This is a genomic window from Bacillus sp. M5A3_1b (assembly GCF_053345335.1).
Window position 1 is genome coordinate 244946 of record NZ_JBKEZY010000001.1, and the last position, 17426, is coordinate 262371.

At 35.9% G+C, this 17426-nt stretch carries 21 protein-coding genes; 4 read left to right on the forward strand and 17 right to left on the reverse strand.

Features of this window, described 5'->3' with window-relative positions; all coding sequences use genetic code 11:
- Nucleotides 1-26 precede the first annotated feature (26 nt).
- Nucleotides 27-527: a YceD family protein gene (locus ACLBWW_RS01155; RefSeq protein WP_000872150.1), complete on the reverse strand. Its 501-nt coding sequence runs from the start codon at nt 525-527 to the stop codon at nt 27-29.
- Nucleotides 528-680: 153 nt separating this feature from the next.
- Between ACLBWW_RS01155 and ACLBWW_RS01160 the strand changes: the two genes are divergently transcribed.
- Nucleotides 681-1922: a nucleotidyltransferase gene (locus ACLBWW_RS01160; RefSeq protein WP_170956993.1), complete on the forward strand. Its 1242-nt coding sequence runs from the start codon at nt 681-683 to the stop codon at nt 1920-1922.
- A 24-nt stretch (nt 1923-1946) separates the two neighbouring features.
- Here ACLBWW_RS01160 and ACLBWW_RS01165 read toward each other — a convergent pair whose 3' ends face one another.
- Together ACLBWW_RS01165 and ACLBWW_RS01170 are read right to left on the reverse strand one after the other, a co-directional pair.
- A complete protein-coding gene (locus ACLBWW_RS01165) occupies nt 1947-2972 on the reverse strand; it encodes a SepM family pheromone-processing serine protease (protein WP_000476311.1) in 1026 nt (341 codons plus the stop codon).
- Complete coding sequence (locus ACLBWW_RS01170; protein ID WP_000662602.1) at nt 2965-3756, reverse strand: patatin-like phospholipase family protein; 792 nt, start codon at nt 3754-3756, stop codon at nt 2965-2967. The genes ACLBWW_RS01165 and ACLBWW_RS01170 overlap by 8 nt, the downstream gene beginning before the upstream one ends.
- Nucleotides 3757-3869: 113 nt before the next feature.
- Between ACLBWW_RS01170 and ylbJ the strand changes: the two genes are divergently transcribed.
- Complete coding sequence (gene ylbJ, locus ACLBWW_RS01175) at nt 3870-5099, forward strand: sporulation integral membrane protein YlbJ (RefSeq protein ID WP_000273093.1); 1230 nt, start codon at nt 3870-3872, stop codon at nt 5097-5099.
- Here ylbJ and coaD read toward each other — a convergent pair.
- Both coaD and rsmD read right to left on the reverse strand, forming a co-directional pair.
- Nucleotides 5091-5582, reverse strand: coding sequence for a pantetheine-phosphate adenylyltransferase (coaD, locus tag ACLBWW_RS01180; protein WP_000200598.1), 492 nt, complete (start codon nt 5580-5582; stop codon nt 5091-5093). The genes ylbJ and coaD overlap by 9 nt on opposite strands.
- Nucleotides 5579-6145 (reverse strand): 16S rRNA (guanine(966)-N(2))-methyltransferase RsmD, encoded by a 567-nt coding sequence (rsmD, locus tag ACLBWW_RS01185; RefSeq protein ID WP_001266975.1) that lies wholly within the window; start codon nt 6143-6145, stop codon nt 5579-5581. The genes coaD and rsmD overlap by 4 nt, the downstream gene beginning before the upstream one ends.
- Nucleotides 6146-6675: 530 nt before the next feature.
- Here rsmD and ACLBWW_RS01190 point away from each other — a divergent pair.
- Nucleotides 6676-7065 (forward strand): DUF7147 family protein, encoded by a 390-nt coding sequence (locus tag ACLBWW_RS01190; protein WP_000616012.1) that lies wholly within the window; start codon nt 6676-6678, stop codon nt 7063-7065.
- Nucleotides 7066-7120: 55 nt separating this feature from the next.
- Here the strand turns inward: ACLBWW_RS01190 and ACLBWW_RS01195 are convergent, their stop codons facing one another.
- From ACLBWW_RS01195 to ACLBWW_RS01220, 6 genes are all read right to left on the reverse strand, one after another.
- Nucleotides 7121-7387: a YlbG family protein gene (locus ACLBWW_RS01195; protein ID WP_002080814.1), complete on the reverse strand. Its 267-nt coding sequence runs from the start codon at nt 7385-7387 to the stop codon at nt 7121-7123.
- A 126-nt stretch (nt 7388-7513) separates the two neighbouring features.
- A complete protein-coding gene (locus ACLBWW_RS01200) occupies nt 7514-7963 on the reverse strand; it encodes a YlbF family regulator (protein ID WP_000634355.1) in 450 nt (149 codons plus the stop codon).
- Nucleotides 7964-8079: 116 nt separating this feature from the next.
- Complete coding sequence (locus tag ACLBWW_RS01205) at nt 8080-8652, reverse strand: histidine phosphatase family protein (protein ID WP_033657734.1); 573 nt, start codon at nt 8650-8652, stop codon at nt 8080-8082.
- 82 nt (nt 8653-8734) lie between these two features.
- On the reverse strand, nt 8735-8980 hold the full coding sequence (locus tag ACLBWW_RS01210; RefSeq protein WP_001200991.1) for a YlbE-like family protein: 246 nt from the start codon (nt 8978-8980) through the stop codon (nt 8735-8737).
- Between the two features lie 11 nt (nt 8981-8991).
- Nucleotides 8992-9435 (reverse strand): YlbD family protein, encoded by a 444-nt coding sequence (ylbD, locus tag ACLBWW_RS01215; RefSeq protein ID WP_098721346.1) that lies wholly within the window; start codon nt 9433-9435, stop codon nt 8992-8994.
- A 186-nt stretch (nt 9436-9621) separates the two neighbouring features.
- Nucleotides 9622-10656 carry a CAP domain-containing protein gene (locus ACLBWW_RS01220; protein WP_048546106.1) on the reverse strand — a complete coding sequence of 345 codons (1035 nt, stop codon included), beginning with the start codon at nt 10654-10656 and terminating at the stop codon, nt 9622-9624.
- A 206-nt stretch (nt 10657-10862) separates the two neighbouring features.
- Here ACLBWW_RS01220 and ACLBWW_RS01225 point away from each other — a divergent pair, with 206 nt between their 5' ends.
- Nucleotides 10863-11228: a YugN family protein gene (locus ACLBWW_RS01225; protein ID WP_048546108.1), complete on the forward strand. Its 366-nt coding sequence runs from the start codon at nt 10863-10865 to the stop codon at nt 11226-11228.
- 46 nt (nt 11229-11274) lie between these two features.
- Here ACLBWW_RS01225 and ACLBWW_RS01230 read toward each other — a convergent pair whose 3' ends face one another.
- The 6 genes from ACLBWW_RS01230 to coxB form a co-directional block, all read right to left on the reverse strand.
- Nucleotides 11275-12273: a formamidase gene (locus ACLBWW_RS01230; RefSeq protein WP_000535797.1), complete on the reverse strand. Its 999-nt coding sequence runs from the start codon at nt 12271-12273 to the stop codon at nt 11275-11277.
- 228 nt (nt 12274-12501) lie between these two features.
- On the reverse strand, nt 12502-13407 hold the full coding sequence (gene ctaG / locus ACLBWW_RS01235) for a cytochrome c oxidase assembly factor CtaG (protein ID WP_048546110.1): 906 nt from the start codon (nt 13405-13407) through the stop codon (nt 12502-12504).
- Between the two features lie 85 nt (nt 13408-13492).
- Nucleotides 13493-13825, reverse strand: coding sequence for a cytochrome c oxidase subunit IVB (gene ctaF / locus ACLBWW_RS01240; protein ID WP_000985692.1), 333 nt, complete (start codon nt 13823-13825; stop codon nt 13493-13495).
- Between the two features lie 3 nt (nt 13826-13828).
- Nucleotides 13829-14452 (reverse strand): cytochrome c oxidase subunit III, encoded by a 624-nt coding sequence (gene ctaE / locus ACLBWW_RS01245; protein WP_000557858.1) that lies wholly within the window; start codon nt 14450-14452, stop codon nt 13829-13831.
- Nucleotides 14452-16287: a cytochrome c oxidase subunit I gene (gene ctaD, locus ACLBWW_RS01250; protein WP_170956742.1), complete on the reverse strand. Its 1836-nt coding sequence runs from the start codon at nt 16285-16287 to the stop codon at nt 14452-14454. Before ctaD ends, ctaE begins: the two co-directional genes overlap by 1 nt.
- A gap of 60 nt (nt 16288-16347) precedes the next feature.
- Nucleotides 16348-17397: a cytochrome c oxidase subunit II gene (gene coxB / locus ACLBWW_RS01255; protein WP_000745278.1), complete on the reverse strand. Its 1050-nt coding sequence runs from the start codon at nt 17395-17397 to the stop codon at nt 16348-16350.
- Nucleotides 17398-17426: the final 29 nt, after the last annotated feature.

The window sequence follows — 17426 nt, forward strand, 5'->3', positions numbered from 1 at the left end:
TATGAAGGCCTAAACCAGTCTTCCGATTATTTGTCAAAAAACTTTGCAAGTCCTGCTAATCGTGGATCAACAGTCTTTTCTTTGTTTTCTTCCGAAATCACTTGCCAGTCTTGACCTTGCATCGGTGCTCCACCAGAAACATCATCACTGAAAATTTGCATTGGAATCTCCAAAAGTATATTTTCCTTGATTACGGGCAGTAAGTCAAGTACTTCTCCTTCTAAACAATGAATTTCAGCTTCAGTTTCAAATTCTTCTTGTGAAGTTTGGAACACCTCAGTTGTTTTAATGTCAAATGGTAATGTCACATCTACTAAAGAGCGAGAACATGGTAAAACCATGCTTCCAGTTATATGTAGATGGAACGTAAACTTACCGGAGCCAAAATCAACTCTTCCTGTTACATGAGCAGGATTAATTTCACGAATATCTTTCTCGACCTCTTGTAGCTCACTTACATCTACCATCTCATCCAATGTCAATCCTTTATTTCTCAATTTATTCAATTGATGGATGGACCATTTCATATCATATCACCTCAAGGCAACAAACAAAATTATAGCTAGCCATTTTATATTTGTCAATGTTTTTTCTTTACACTATAATGAAGTCATCATAGTAAATAATATATAGAGTATCACGTTTTTGAAAAAGATGCTACATCGAAAGGAGAGATTACCATAAAAGCCAGTGGTATTGTTGTTGAATATAACCCTTTTCATAACGGTCATGATTATCATGTGCAACAAACAAAAAAGTTAACACACGCCGATATTACAATCGCTGTTATGAGTGGCCCTTTTTTACAGCGTGGTGAGCCAGCACTCATATCCAAATGGTATCGTACCAAAATGGCCTTATCATGCGGTGTAGACCTTGTTGTAGAGCTTCCATACGCCTTCTCAACACAAAAGGCTGAAACCTTTGCAAATGGCGCTATTTCTATTTTAAACGCCCTGCGTGTTTCTGAAATTTGTTTCGGTAGTGAAGATGGGCAGATTGAAAATTTTCATAACACCATCTCTGTGCAAAAAAATGAAGAAGATACTTTTAATCGTCTTGTAAAGCAATTTATGAATGCAGGTAACAGTTACGCAAAAGCTACATCTGAAGCCTTCCTACACATTTTACCATCCGAAAAAAACATAGACATGTCACAACCGAATAACATATTAGGATTCCAATACATGAAATCAATTTTCTTACAAAATAGTTCTATGCAAGCACAAACGATAAAAAGATTCGCATCTCATTATCATGATGAAACATTTAGCGACCAACATATTGCAAGCGCAACTAGTATTCGTAAAAAACTTTTTAGCGAAAATAGTTCTTTTACAGAAATTGAGCCTTTTATCCCAAAAGCGACTGCTTCTTTTTTAGCAAGTTACAAACAAAACTATGGGATATTACATAATTGGGAACAATACTTTTCATTTTTTAAATACAAACTCATGACGATGTCTCCAGAAGACTTACGACATATATATGAAATAGAAGAAGGTTTAGAGCATCGTATTTTATCAAAAATACAAAACAGTTCCTCCTTCCATTCATTCATGGAAGCATTAAAAACGAAGCGTTATACATGGACTAGATTACAAAGAGCTTGTACACACATTTTAACAAATACAACAAAAGAAGAAATACATAGCGCAAATATAGAGCAGCATGCACCGTACATTCGTCTACTAGGCATGTCACAAAAAGGACAAACTTACCTTTCAAAAAACAAGAAAAAAATAGAACTTCCCATCCTTACCCATACAAAAACATTTGACCATCCTACTTTACATATAGAGCGAAAAGCCAATTCTGTATATTTCTCCATCATGCAAGAACCATTACGAACACAACTACTAAAACAAGATGCAACACACCATCCAATTCGTTATGATGAAACAACTGCAAAATTTCTATAAAAAACCTCTCTTTTTCAGAGAGGTTTATTTTTTCTCGCCCATTTTTTCCAAATACAGCAATGCATCATCCAGCGTATCAACTGGTACAACTTTCATTTTTGTTTTAATATCTTTCGCAGCCTCAAGCGCATCTTTATAATTCGATTTCTCCGCACCTTTTTCATTTGGCGCAAAGAACACTTCAGCACCAGCATCACTTGCAGCAACCACTTTTTGCTGAATACCACCAATCGGGCCAATTTCTCCCTTTTCATTTATCGTCCCTGTTCCAGCTATTTCATGCCCTCTTGTTAAATCATCTTCCACAAGTTGATTATATATTTCTAATGTAAACATTAGGCCTGCCGATGGTCCGCCTATTTCATGAGAATCAATTTTCACTTTCGGATCTACCATTAATTCTCTTTCAGTAACGATAGAAACCCCTATACCAACACGCCCATTTCCATTCGGAATGGTCTTTACATTTAAATTTTCTTTTAACTGTTTTCCATTTCTCTTGTACTCAATATTTACTGCTTCCCCTTCTTTTTTCCCTGTCATATATTCAATAAATTGCTCCGTCTTTTCAAATGTTTTTCCGTCGACAGCTATGATGACATCTCCAAGCTTAAGCTTTCCTTCTGACGGCATCCCTTTCGCTACTCCTGCAACCAATACACCTTTATTTTCAAAAGAAACAGTACGGTTTGCACGTTTATACGCATTATAGATTGCTGCATTTTGCGAATCTTTCATGGCATAATTTTGGCGAAATTGATATTCTTCATCACTCTCACCTTTTTGCAATATTTCTTCCGCTTTCGAAATATGTGTATATTTATTAAACTGTGCCGCTATTAAATTCACCACATTTGCTGGTCCCATTGAAACCGTAACAAGCATAAAATCACCGGATTCTTTCGTTCCACCCTCAACTTGAACGTAAGGCTCTAATTTGGCCGCCATTCCTGGTTTTGTTACATAATACGGTAAACGTACGTAAACAAGTAACATCGCCAATATAACCCCTATTAAAATTGCATATATAAACCGAAAACGCTTAAACATTATGTTTCTCCTTCCACTGCTCAATTAATAAATAAATATTTGCAACATGTTTTTCCGCCTCTACTTCTCCAACTCGAATAATGTCTTCAATGTTTGTAAAAGCACGTGAACTAAATTGTTCTACAGCTGGTCGCATCATTAAATCCGATGCAATTTGTCGATTCATCACCAGCTCATGTTGCATAATTTCAATACTCTGCATAATTACATCATAAATAGACGTAACCTCTCCATTCACTTTAATCGGCGATACATCAACAGCAATAACAATATCGGCACCTAACTCTTTCACAACCGATACTGGAATGCGATCAATCACTCCGCCATCCACCAATAATCGTCCATCTATCTTTTCTGGTACAAATACTCCAGGTACAGATATGCTAGCTCTCACAGCCTCTGCAACAGGACCACTTGTAAAAACTACTTTTTCCCCCTTCAAGATGTCAGTAGCCACAACAGCCGTCGGGATATCTAACTCTTCTAAATTTTTATTATATGTAAACATTTTAATCATATCTTTGACACGTTTTCCAGCAATAAATCCCATTTTCGGAACTGTAAAATCTAAATAATATTTCCTCTTAAAAACATTTGCCAGTTTATACAACCTTTCAACGTTTGAGCTAGCTGCATAAAACGTACCTACTAAAGCCCCCATACTACTTCCTGCAATCATATGAATCGGTATACCATTTTCTCTTAAAACTTTTATAACACCAATATGCGCAAACCCTTTTGCGCCCCCAGATCCAAGAGCTAAACCAATTTTCGGTTCTTTCATTTTTCTCACCCTTTAATTTTTTTCATTCCTTTTTCATACTTATGGTCTAAATGCACTACGTATCCACGTATACTGAAATGAACGTTTTTTGGGACAAAGGGGGATTTACTTACATGTATGAAAAATGGAAAACGGCTTTTCTTACCATATCAACACTGTTTTTAACCTTTTCTCTTGTACTTCACCCCCAAGCTGCTTTGCAAGCTTCCATTCGAGGGTTAAATATATGGTGGGAAGTTGTATTCCCTTCACTTTTACCGTTTTTCATCATTGCGGAACTTCTAATTAGTATTGGTGTTGTAAAATTTATAGGTGTTATATTAGAACCACTCATGCGACCACTTTTTCGCGTTCCAGGGATAGGCGGATTTGTTTGGGCAATGGGAATGGCTTCTGGATTCCCTGCTGGCGCCAAATTAAGCGCTAGACTACGTAAAAGTAATCAGCTAACACAAATCGAAGCAGAACGCCTCGTATCTTTTACAAACTCATCTAATCCACTTTTTATTTTTGGAGCTGTTTCTATCGGTTTTTTCAATAATCCGAAATTAGGAATCGTATTAGCTGCTGCACATTATTTAAGTAACTTTGCCGTGGGGTTATTGATGCGTTTTTACGGCAATAACAATATTTCCACGAAGGATCAACATCCTACTAAAAAACGTCCTTTTCAAAACCCTTTTTCAGTCCTACACGAGACGCGCATGCAAGAAAAAAGACCATTAGGAAAATTACTTGGGGACGCTATCGTTTCTTCTATTCAAACGTTACTTATGATTGGTGGATTTATTATTTTATTCTCTGTTTTAAATAAAATGATTACTGTATTTCATATTACAGCAGCACTTTCTTTTATTATGCAACATATTTTATCATTCTTCCAACTAACTACAGAATTTAGTATTCCAATCTTATCAGGCATTTTTGAAATGACACTCGGTAGCCAAATGATTAGTCAAATAAATGAAACACCCCTCCTGCAGCAAGCTATGGTAACAAGCTTTATTTTAGCGTTTAGCGGCCTTTCTATTCAGGCACAAGTTGCTAGCATATTAGCTGAAACAGACATCCGATTTAAGCCCTATTTTTTCGCACGAATTATCCAAAGTATTCTGGCTCCTATTTTTACTTTTATATTTTGGAAACCATTTTATGAAAAAGTAAGCTCTTTTTCACCTATGCAAAAAGATATCCCCGTATTTTTATCGAATCATTCTTCTATACTGCAAGAAATTTGGACATCTTTTGTACACTATGGACCGATCTTTACTTTATTTTGTTTATATGTATATGTTATCTTATTATTTTTTCGTAGCAACAAAGAAAAACCCCGTTCACTTTAACGGGGTTTGAAACTTTTCTTTTAAAGCACGTTCTACAACAGGAGGTACAAGATCTACTACGCTTCCTCCATATCTCGCAACTTCTTTTACAATGCTCGAGCTTAAAAATGAATATTGGTTATTTGTCATAATAAAAAAGGTTTCAATATTTTCATCTAATTTTCGATTCATAGAAGTAATTTGCATCTCATATTCAAAATCAGAAACCGCTCGTAACCCACGCAAAATCGCGTTTGCATTACGCATTTTCGCATACTCCACTAGTAGTCCACTATGTGAATCTACTTTTACATTCGGGATATCCTTTGTTGCTTCTCGAATTAAATCTAAGCGCTCTTCAACTGAAAAGAACGGTTTTTTTGACGAGTTGTTTAAAACTACTACGTATACCTCATCAAATACTTTTGCTCCCCTTTTAATAATATCCAGATGCCCAAGGGTAATTGGATCAAAACTTCCCGAAGAAATAGCTATACTAGTCATTCCGTCCCCTCACCTTCATACTTATAAATCGATATTGCTGTAATCCCATAATTTTCAGCTCTTACTTTTACAAGACTCCCTATAGAATCAGGTAAAACCACATCATTACCATGCTCTGACATAATTAATCCATCTCTATGTAGCAATCCATGTTGATCCATCACACTAATTAAAGATACAATTTTTTGATCTTTATATGGAGGATCAATTAATATAAGATCGAATGATATTTCACGTTTTATAAGAGCCTTTACCGCACGTTCTGCATCATTTCGATATACTTCAGCTTGTTCCTGTATTCGACAACTTTCTAAATTTTGATGGATTACTTTTATCGCTTTATTATCTCGATCAACAAAAATTGCTTTATCAATCCCTCTACTTATAGCCTCGATTCCAAGACCACCACTACCGCCAAATAAATCAAGAGCGATACCACCATCAAAATAAGGACCTATCATATTAAAGATTGATTCTTTCACTTTATCTGTCGTTGGACGTGTTGTATTACCTGGCACCGCTTTTAGTGGATGCCCTTTACATTTTCCTGAAACTACTCTCATCTGTTGTCACTACCTTTATTTCAATCTATCGAGCAATTATAGAAAACCTTTCTCCATTCGGTAACCGCTACCAAACTATACTATTCCATGAAATTTTCCATTCATTTCTCAACGAACAATAGGAGAACTTTGGCTTAAAATAACCGCTCTGCATTTTTATGTATTCATCTCACCATGCGCTAACACGAACCCATTATGTATATTCGTTTCACTTTATCTTTTTTATCCTATCATAAAATAAAAAAAAGAAAAATAAAAAGCCAAACATAAAATTTAATTTCATGATGTATATCTTCATTTAGATTGGACATAAATAATTATAACAACATCACCTTCGATGTTGTTGCCAACCGCGGAGAAGACTTACGTTTCCCCATAAGTTCTTCCTCCGGTTTCTCCTCTCCCTTTGCCTTCTTACTAGTACATGCTAGTATAAGAAGGGCCCTGCTTTGCAGGGTTTTTTTTCTTTGTCTACTTTTCATTTAAAAAGTGAGATGGTACAGTAAGTAAAAGAAAGAGGAGGAACAAATATGATTCAACGCTTTATAGAACTCGGAGAAGGCTACTCTGATTTATATGAATTACTTGAAATTGCCAAAGCAAATCAAGAACGTATAACACATATGTTACAATTTGAAACGATTAAAAATGAAAAAAAAGTGTGCTCACTTGTTGTAATATTAAAACCAACTACTACTGGTGATTTCCAACCATTATACATATGCCGTGAAGGCATTCCTGTACTTGAAAATAAAAAAAGTAAACGCGTCATTTTATTTGAAGAAACGGCAGAACAACTAGGAAGAAAAGTGACTACCTTTACGGTAAAACCATCCACAACTTTCCCAGAAAAAGAACTGTTTTTCAATCATTTAATTGGTATTTTACGAATGAATAATTTCATTCCTCCAATGAAATAAAATGTTATTTCAAGTAAAAAAATCCCCTACTAAAATTAGCAGGGGATTTTTTCTATTAACTATAATCGTATTCTTTTGCCCGATCAGGACGTGAATTTTCAAATTCCGTTTTTAAATACGGACGGTACGACTGTTCTATCTTCTTCACAAAAGGAAGTTTGTTCAACTTTTGCATCATATGCTCAATTTGTTCCATATCACAATATACTACTGCGTATTTTAAGCGTTTTGATATGTAATGTATGTTACCATATTTCCTTAAAATCTTGGCATGTTTCAATGAATGTAAATAAACAATCATACTTTGTCGTTGCCCGAACATAATCTTCTCCATCTTCTCCTTTTAAAAACATATATTTTATATTTTATGAAAACCAATCAGAAATTTATGACATTACAGGACAAACTCTGTATACGTTTTCTTCTACCTTCTAAAAAACGGGGTGATTTACCCCGTTTTACAGCCACAACCTCCGCCGGTACCACAACCGCCACCACAGCCACCAGCATCAAAAAATGGATTTCCTGTTGGAACTTTGATGGAAGAAGACACCTCAGAACCGATTGCTACACTAACTTCATCTAACAACTTTTGCAAAGCTGTTTCTACTCGTTTAAAAGCTGCAACCTTATCATGTAAGTCTACAGAACGCTTTAGCTCCCTCATTTTCGTCGAAACGAAAGTATAATCAGGATGGTATTTACCGAAACGTTGCACTTCTTCATATCGTTCTTTCATCGCTGTAAATTGCTGAATTAACGTCTGAACTTCCATATCTTCATGCAATTCTTTATAACACTTACGATAGTCTTCTGCTATATCTGAACAGATAATCGCTTTTGCAAGCTGCTCTGCCTTATCTAATATCAATACGCTTTCCAGCGTCGCTACAATCATGAGAGACACCTCCGAGTATTCATCATACCACATTTAGAATAGAACTACTAATTGAAGTGTCTCACTAAACAGAAAGATATCACTCTAACTATTTTCCGTATAATCCCAGCACATACTTATACATTAATATGTTCCGCAATATTATATTTCAGAACATCCCATTTCCCACTATTTTCTTTCACATAACTAATACATGCATTTTTTAATGGTGTCTTAAACGAAATATCTTCCGGTGCAATTGCATGTAAAATTGCTTTTATCGCATGTGAATGAGCTACAATGATAATACGTTTGCCAGAATGGGTTTCTGCAACATCTTTTATAGCAGCAAAGCAACGAGTTACAATCTCTTCATCTTGCTCCATACCTTCTACTTTACCTTCTGCAATTAGCTCCCTAACAGTCGCAACCGGCTTCCCAGAAGCTTCACCAAAATTACGTTCAACAAATCGCTCATCTAATAAAATCGATTGCAATCCTGCAGCCCCTGCAATTTCCTTAGCTGTTTCGTGCGCTCTAATTAATGGGCTACTTATAATTACATCCCATGCTTCCGCTTGCAAAGCAACTGCACTTTGACTTGCTTGCTTCTTTCCCACTTCATTAAGCGGAATATCTTCACGTCCCTGAATAATCTCTTGAAAATTCCAATCAGTTTGTCCATGTCGTACTAAACAAATTTCCGTCATGCTCATGCTGCAACTCCTTTTTAAATAATCCGCTTCTATTGTATCAAAAGTTCTGCATGACGGACATAGTTTTCCCTTCCAATTATGTTGTATTTTGCTGCTTCATATACTGAAACATATCGATCATAATGGAGGCAACTGCCAATTGGTTTTGAAATTTCTCAACTTTATCTGGTATCGTTTTTTTGAAATGCTGCATAGCCGCTAACTCAAATGCCTCTTTTTCTTCAGGGTTTCGCGTTAGTTTTCTATACCAGTACGGTTGCTCCCTAATATAGCGAGATAAATCCTCATCAGCCTTTATAAACTCCATAATTTCTGCTCTCATCCGCTTTCCCCCTAATCCTTCTGAAAGAAAAATGGATTATTTTCGGAAGTACTTTCTTCTTGCCGCGTGGGCTTCCCTTGAAATTGTTGAAAAACTTGTTGCACACTACCAATAGCACTCGTCACATTAGCTAAATGGTGTTGCATCTGTTCCACATCTAGCTTTTTAAAGAAAGAAAGCATTTGTCCCATCACATCAGCAGTTTTTTCCTCTTCAGTTCGATTATCTTTTTCTTTTTCTTTTTTATTTTCTTTTACCGAAGAAAAAGCTGGTGCTCCATCAGGCCTAAAAGTTGCCCATATCGGGTCTTCTTCACCAAGTAAGTACCATTCTTCATAAAACTGTTGCCAAGTTTTGTGACCACTTCTAACCTCATGAACCATTTTAGGGTGATGGTTTACAAACTCTTTAAACTGTTGAACCGATGGATGTAACGGCCCTTTTGTTGTTGGCATAATCCTCACCTCTTCATGTATATCTACTATATAGTAAGAAAAAAAAGGCACATGGTTCGCCTATTTTTAGACGATTCATGCACCTTTTTATCCTGCTATTTGCATACGGTAAGATTCCGACCTACACTTCAGTGAATACGAAGTACTTAAACGTGAGGTTTCCCCTACACAACTTAAAATTCCACTTTATTTTCGAATAAAATTTTGTGTATAAAACTTATCGTATACCCCAACACCTAATCCTGTAAATTGTTCATTTAATACATTCTTTCTATGCCCTTCACTATTTAACCAACCTTGCACCGCCGCAATTCCATCACTATGTTGCGCCGCTATGTTCTCACCAGCAAGTTGAAACCCTACTTTCCCGCGCTGTAAACGATCTCCTAACGTACCTAGTGTAGGTGAATCGTGTGAAAAGTAATTATTATCCTTCATATCTTTACTATGCCCTATAGCCACCTCTGCTGTTTGTTGATCCCAAGCTAACAGCGGTAACTTATGGCGACTTCGAATAATATTTGTTAAATCAAAAATTTGTTGCATATTCCCATTCTCTATTTGTTTCATTTTATCTGGAGTCAATGGTTGTTCAGCTAGTAATTCACCCGAATAAACAAGCTGATACGGTCTTTGGCGTAATAACGTTTCATCATCCATATAACGAACACCAACAAGCTCATGTGTAAAATGATCAAAATATAATTGTGCCCAGCCATCTTCTACAGGTATTAATGGTTGTTCCATCACTTCCGTGTCAGATAACTCAAATTGATAACTATGTTTCCCTCTTTTTAACGAAATCTCATGCGAGAGTGGATTCTTTTTATACACTTCTTCATACTTTTCATTTATATAATAAGGCGGCACCTTAACTTGCTCACCAGCAACATACGCCGTTACAACTTTTCGTTCTGCAACTCCAAATTGCACATACTTAGTTAAATCTTGATTATATACCCACCATTCATATCCGTAAGCAGATGGCTCTATTCGAGATGGTTCGCCCCATTTTGCTAATAAATTTTCAGAATCCCCACCAATCATATTTAAAACAGTATCGGAAGAGTCTTCATTTACTTGTTTTTTCTTTTTCACAATTTTATTTTCTTGCTTTGATTGAGATGGGGTTAATATATATTGTGAAACGAGTAATTTCCCGTATAAATCAACAGCTAAAATTAAAAATGTAATCATTACGATACGCAATAATTTCTTCAATCGATATACCTCCTGCACAAAACATAAAATTGAGATATACACAAATCCTTTTCTTTCCTTTTTTGTGTGTACCGTACTCTTTTCACTATATCATATTTTCGCAAAAAAAGTCTGGATTCTACCTTTTCTCTCAATATGAATTGCACTTTCTTACTATTCATACTATTATAAAAATAATGATGTGACATGAAAAGAGGAGGTATTATATGCAATTTAAAAATACGAAATTTAATGGGGCAGTCGTTGATTTAACACTATTAACAGAGATTATGGAAAAGAACCATTTTGTACTTGCTGGACAGTGGGATTATGAACGAGTTACATACGATTATAAATTTGAAATATTAAATGATATTTATTATTTGCGCGTACAAGGTTTGGCTGTTGAAGGTGATGTTGGTAGCAGACACGCTGAAATAAAGCTACTTCCTCCCTTATTAGGAAAACATTATTATCCTCACGGCGTTGAATATGGTGATGGTGAAACTTTCCCAACGAATGTACTTCAAAAAAGCGAACAACTCCTACAAAATATCGAAAAAGAGTTAAAAGAGTTCCAAATCATTGAGTAAATAGAAAAAGCGCATCATAGTGATGCGCTTTTTCTATTTATCTTACTTAAGAATGAATCGTCTTTTTGACTGGATACCCATAAATAGTTCCATCCTTTACTTTAATCTCATCTTCCCAAGGAACCTTATATTTACCTTCAGCTAAATCTTTTACAAACGTATACGGGTTTTCTTTCACCCCTCCAGGAGTCGCTACATATCCCCTTGAACCTAAATTATATATATTATTTTCGAGACCCCATCCTAATCTAGCCTGATCTGCTAGCTCTGGATATACTTCGGCAGTAACAATCTCCCAAGGATTTCGGTGTCCCTGCACTAAAGTAGTCCCATCAAAATTACATACTTGTCCTTCACCAAAGTAATAAAATACCCCATCATAACCCGCTAAGTTCACTGACAACGTATACATTAAGTTTTGCCATGCATTCGAACGATTAGTTAACATCCATTGTTCACTAACTTGTGTGCTATATCCAGAAATACGAATCAAGACATTTGCACCTTTATAAGCTGCTTCACGAGCTACTTCAGGAAACATACCATCATGACAAATACAAACAGCTAATTTACTTCCTCCAGGTCCATCACAAACAGGTAAGCCTAAATCTCCAGCTTTCCAAGGTTCGACTGGCACCCAAGGATTTAGCTTACGATACTTCAAAATCATTTCACCTTGTGGATCAATAATTATTGCTGTATTATACGGTTCTCCACCATCAGGGTTTCTTTCCATTATAGAAAAAACACCATATACCTCAGACTCTTTACATGCCTCAGCAAACAAGTCTGTTTCTGGCCCAGGAACTGTACATAAAAACTCTTCTGTAGTCCATTTTTTTGTATTAAGCCCTTGTGTACTATATTCTGGAAATACTATCAATTCCAATCCAGGATACCCTGATTTAGTTGAATGAATTGTTTTTATGATCTGTTTAATTTGTTTATCAATGTCTGCACGTGACTCTACTACCGGTACTGGATATTGTATTAATGCTGTTAAAAAACCACTAATTGGCTTTACCATACTTCCACTACTACCCATTTAAATTCCCCCTTAAAATAGTTCTTGTTTATTAAAGATAACAATATAAATTTGTAACTCTCTAAAAAACTTGCACTACACATGGAATCATTACGTATTAAAGCTAGTAGTAAATCTTATATCCACTTTTAGTACATGCCTACACTAACTTAACATGAATAAATTGAAAATTCAATCTTTTTATAGTTTACTAAAACTAAAAAAGTGTATGGAAACCCATACACTTTTTTACTTAGTCTGTAAATATGGCGGTAATTGTTGCAACTGCTCTTTATCTTTTTCACGCTCTCTACGTGCCCACCTAAAAAATACATAACCAATAATCGTACCGTACACTATTTCCTGGACAATTTTCATAATGATGCCACCTGTTTGTTGATCTTGTACGACTGGCATCCAGTGTAAAAATTCTGGTCCAGTTATATTTAAATCAGATAAAGTTCCCGCTGGTACACATAGTTCCATCGCCTTCATCCAAGCAGCCGGATCCGTATACGTTGCAAATAATGGCGCCGTCGCAAAAATTATTAACGCGCAAGCTGGCGTTAATAATATACCGTTAGCAAACATATAACCCAGTTTCTTTATATCACTTAACGTTTGATATTCTGGTAATGGATTTAGCATCGGCCACCACATCATGATTGCAGTAAAGAACAATATAGCGAGACAAATAGGATGAGCAATTTGACTTTGTTTTACTGTATCAAAAACAACTGGTAAATGATAAAAAGAAAACAGGCCATTAAATATAAACAATGCAATAAGTGGCTTAGCAAATATCTTCAATATAATTTGAACGAACTTAAAAGAAGTAATATAACGATATAACCAAACTGGTATACCAAGCAACAATAACGGTGGAACTGCAATATACATAACTGCCATTTCAAACATATGTGCACTAAATATAATATGACCAATTAAATCAATAGGCCCTCCCTTTACAAAATACAAAAGAACAATCCCGGTCGTAAAATAAAAAACTTGCTTCTTACTTACCTTTTTCGCATGTTCAAATCGCATTCTATATGGCCCAATAATTAAAAAGTACCCGATAAGGATCGAAAGCATAAATAGTAAAAAGATTGGACTCCATAGAGCTTGAAAACCAAATATCCACAAGTTACTCATTGTCACACCTACCTTCTTAAGGTTATCCTTTCACATAACATGAAGAGGGAGCTGTGACGACACAAGCTCCCTTATTCTTCACTTTTCAAATCCACACAATTGTCATAAAAGCTAAAATTGTAATTAACCCGATCAACAGACCAGAATAAAGAAAGAAACTTGCCGCTTCATGTCCTTTATGACTCATATGCATAAAATAATACAATTGAAAAATTACTTGTACCACTGCTAATAGTAAAATAAATGGTACTGAGAAAGTCGGACTAAAAGTTTTCGGATATGCGACTGCTGCAAATGCAACTAATGTTAAAAAAATCATTAATGCAAATGTAATAACTTGATGCTTCATTTCCTCCGCACTTTTTCTCTTCCGATAAACAAGATCAACTTTAGGATTATTCATTTGCTTTATCGCCATTGTTTATCCCACCATTCCCATCAAATATACTACAGTGAAAATAAACACCCAAACTACGTCAATAAAGTGCCAATAAATCGATGCAACATAAAACTTCGGTGCATTGTATAAATTTAGACCTCTCTTCGCATTTCTAAAGATTAATGTTAAAATCCAACATAATCCAAACAATACGTGGAGACCATGTGTACCAACAAGAGCATAAAACGCGGAACCAAATGCACTACTTCTCATAGTATGCTTAAATTCATGCGTATAATGATAAAACTCATATATCTCAAATGCTAAAAACCCTAAACCTAGCAACACTGTTACTAATAGCCAAAGTTGCATTTTCTTAAAGTTAAAGTTTTTCATATGATACATCGCATATACGCTCGTTAAGCTACTCGTTAATAAAAGCATCGTCATAATGAAAACGAGTGGCATTTGGAACATCTCTTGAGATGTTGGTCCACCATTTGTAGAATTCTTTAACGCTAAATATGTGCCAAACAAGGAAGCGAACAATACTGTTTCGCCTCCAAGAAATAACCAAAAACCGACGAACTTATTTTTTCCCTCAAGGGTTGCTTTTTCAGGCTCTGCTGGAAATGTTTCATTCGTTAATTTTTCATCTACATGCATTATGCCTTGCCCCCCTTATCTTCTAAATCTTCCTTATGAATATGATATCCATGATCATCGATTACTGAACGTAGGAACATTGTACCAAATGTAATGATTAAACCGATAATTGCTACTAATAACCAAAACTTATCTTTTCCACCCTGCATATACATTGCACCAAATGCCGCTATAAACAATCCTAAAGAAATGATAAATGGTGAAAACGATGGATTTGGCATATGAATATCACCAATTGGTTCCGCCGCTGTCATCTCTTTATTCCCTTCACGTTTTTCAATCCAAAACGGATCTAACCCGCGAACAAATGGTAATTGTTTAAAGTTATATTCTGGTGTTGGTGCTGGCATTGTCCATTCTAATGTACGTGCATCCCATGGATCACGACCAGCCTTTTCTTTTGAAACTGTCGTTTTAATTACATTGAATAGAAGAACAATCGTTCCAAGAGCCATAAATACCGCTCCAATAGAACTAATCATATTCCCCATTTCCAACCCTTGGCCTTCAAGATATGTGTAGTAGCGACGTGGCATACCAATTAAACCAAGGAAATGCTGTATGAAGAACGTTAAATGGAAACCGATAAAGAATAGCCAAAATGTTATCTTTCCTAACGTTTCATTCAATACTTTATTAAACATCAGTGGCCAATAATAATGAGCTCCTGCAAGTAAACCAAATACAACACCGCCGACAATTACATAATGAAAGTGAGCTACTACGAAATAGTTATCATGAAATTGATAATCCGCTGGTGCAGATGCTAGCATAACACCTGTAACTCCACCCATTACGAATGATGGAATGAAAGCTACTGCCCACATCATCGGTGTCGTAAAACGAATACTTCCTCCCCACATCGTAAAGAGCCAGTTGAATATTTTAATACCGGTCGGTACTGCAATCGCCATTGTTGCAACTGAGAAAATAGCATTTGCAACTGGACCAAGTCCAACAGTAAACATATGATGCGCCCATACCATAAATCCTAAGAATCCAATTAATACTGTCGCAAACACCATCGACGAATAACCAAATAATCGCTTTTTCGAAAATGTCGCGAAGATTTCTGAGAATATTCCGAAAGCTGGGAGTATAAGAATGTATACTTCTGGATGACCGAAAATCCAGAATAAATGCTCCCATATAATCGTATTCCCGCCCAATGCTGGATTAAAGAAACTTGTTCCAAATAAACGATCTAACATTAAAAGTCCTAATCCTACAGTTAACGGCGGAAAAGCGAATAATATTAGAGAAGATGTTACAAATGTCGTCCATGTAAACATCGGCATACGCATATACGTCATTCCTGGCGCACGCATATTAATAATGGTTACAAGGAAGTTAATACCTCCAATTAATGTACCAATACCGGAGATTTGCAAGCCGAGTACATAAAAATCAACACCATGGCCTTTAGAGGCTAAAGCTAAAGATGCATAAGATGTCCAGCCTGCATCAGGTGCTCCACCTAAAAACCAACTTAAATTTAAAAATACTCCACCAAAGAAAAATAACCAAAATCCGAGTGAATTCAAAAACGGGAACGCTACATCACGTGCACCAATTTGAAGTGGTACAGCGGCGTTCATAAATGCAAACACGAGTGGCATAGCTGCGAGGAAAATCATTGTTGTACCGTGCATCGTTAATACTTGATTATAAGCATCCCCAACAAGAAAAGCGTTGTTAGGAATCGCTAATTGAAGGCGAATAAATAGAGCTTCTATTCCGCCTATTATAAAAAACAATCCACCTGCAATTAAATAGAGAATGGCAATCTTTTTATGGTCTACTGTCGTTAAATAATCCCATATGACAGCACCCATCCCCTGTTTTTTTGCTACAGAACTCACGTTTTCAACCTCCCCTTCGCGAATAATCCCTCTTTACTTTTCAACTTTTAACGTTTGTAAGTATGCATTTAATGCATCAATTTGATCATCCGTTAAGTTGCCATATTTACCAGTCATTTTATTTCCTGGTTTCATATTTTCAGGATCTTTCAGCCATTTTTTTAAGTTTTCTTCATTGTTTTCGGCAATACCGGCAACCATATCGCGATCCGCAAAGTTTGCTAAGTTTGGTGCGATACGAGCGGAAGGTGGTCTACTATCATTAGATCCAACTGCGTGACAACCAATACAGCTTTTATTAAATATTTCTTGGCCCTCTTGCGCCTTTGTTGAAGCTACTTCTTTCTTCCCATCAATCTTCTTCATATCAGCAAGCCACTTTTTGTACTCGCTTTCATCTAAAGCTTTCACTTTGAATTGCATTAAAGAATGTGATGGGCCGCAAAATTCTGTACAAAAACCATTATAAGTGCCCGATTTATCTGCCTTTAACCACATTTTGTTCACATTGTCTGTATTTGTATCCATTTTCCCAGCTAAAGATGGAACCCAAAACGAATGTTTAATATCGGCACCCTTCAAATTCAAATACACTTTCTTACCTGTGGGGATGACTAAATCTTGAGAAGTTACTATTTTTTCTGATTTATAAGAAAATTCCCACCAATAAAGATTCGCTGTTACATCAACAACGATAGTATCTTTATCAATATTCTTTTTCTCCATCGCACTTACATCAGCAAGTTTGAATGTATATGTAACCGTCGGAACAGCTAAGATTAACAAAAGAATAATCGGAATAACTGTCCAAATAATTTCTAGTTTGTGATTCCCTTCAACTTGCTCAGGAATATAATCTTCCTGACCTTTCTTTTGTCGGAAACGCACAATTACATATAAGAAAATAATAGTAACTACTAGTACTACTCCTACCATAATCGCAGTTGCTAGTAAGAGCAAATCATATTGCATTTTTGCTACTTCTCCTTGCGGAATTAAAGTAGATTGAAAGGCTTTACCGCATCCCCCTAACAGTAAAGCCAGCAGTGAAACGAACGAAAGCAGTCGCCACTGTTTCTTCATACAAACAACCCCCACTTTCCTTGTGAATT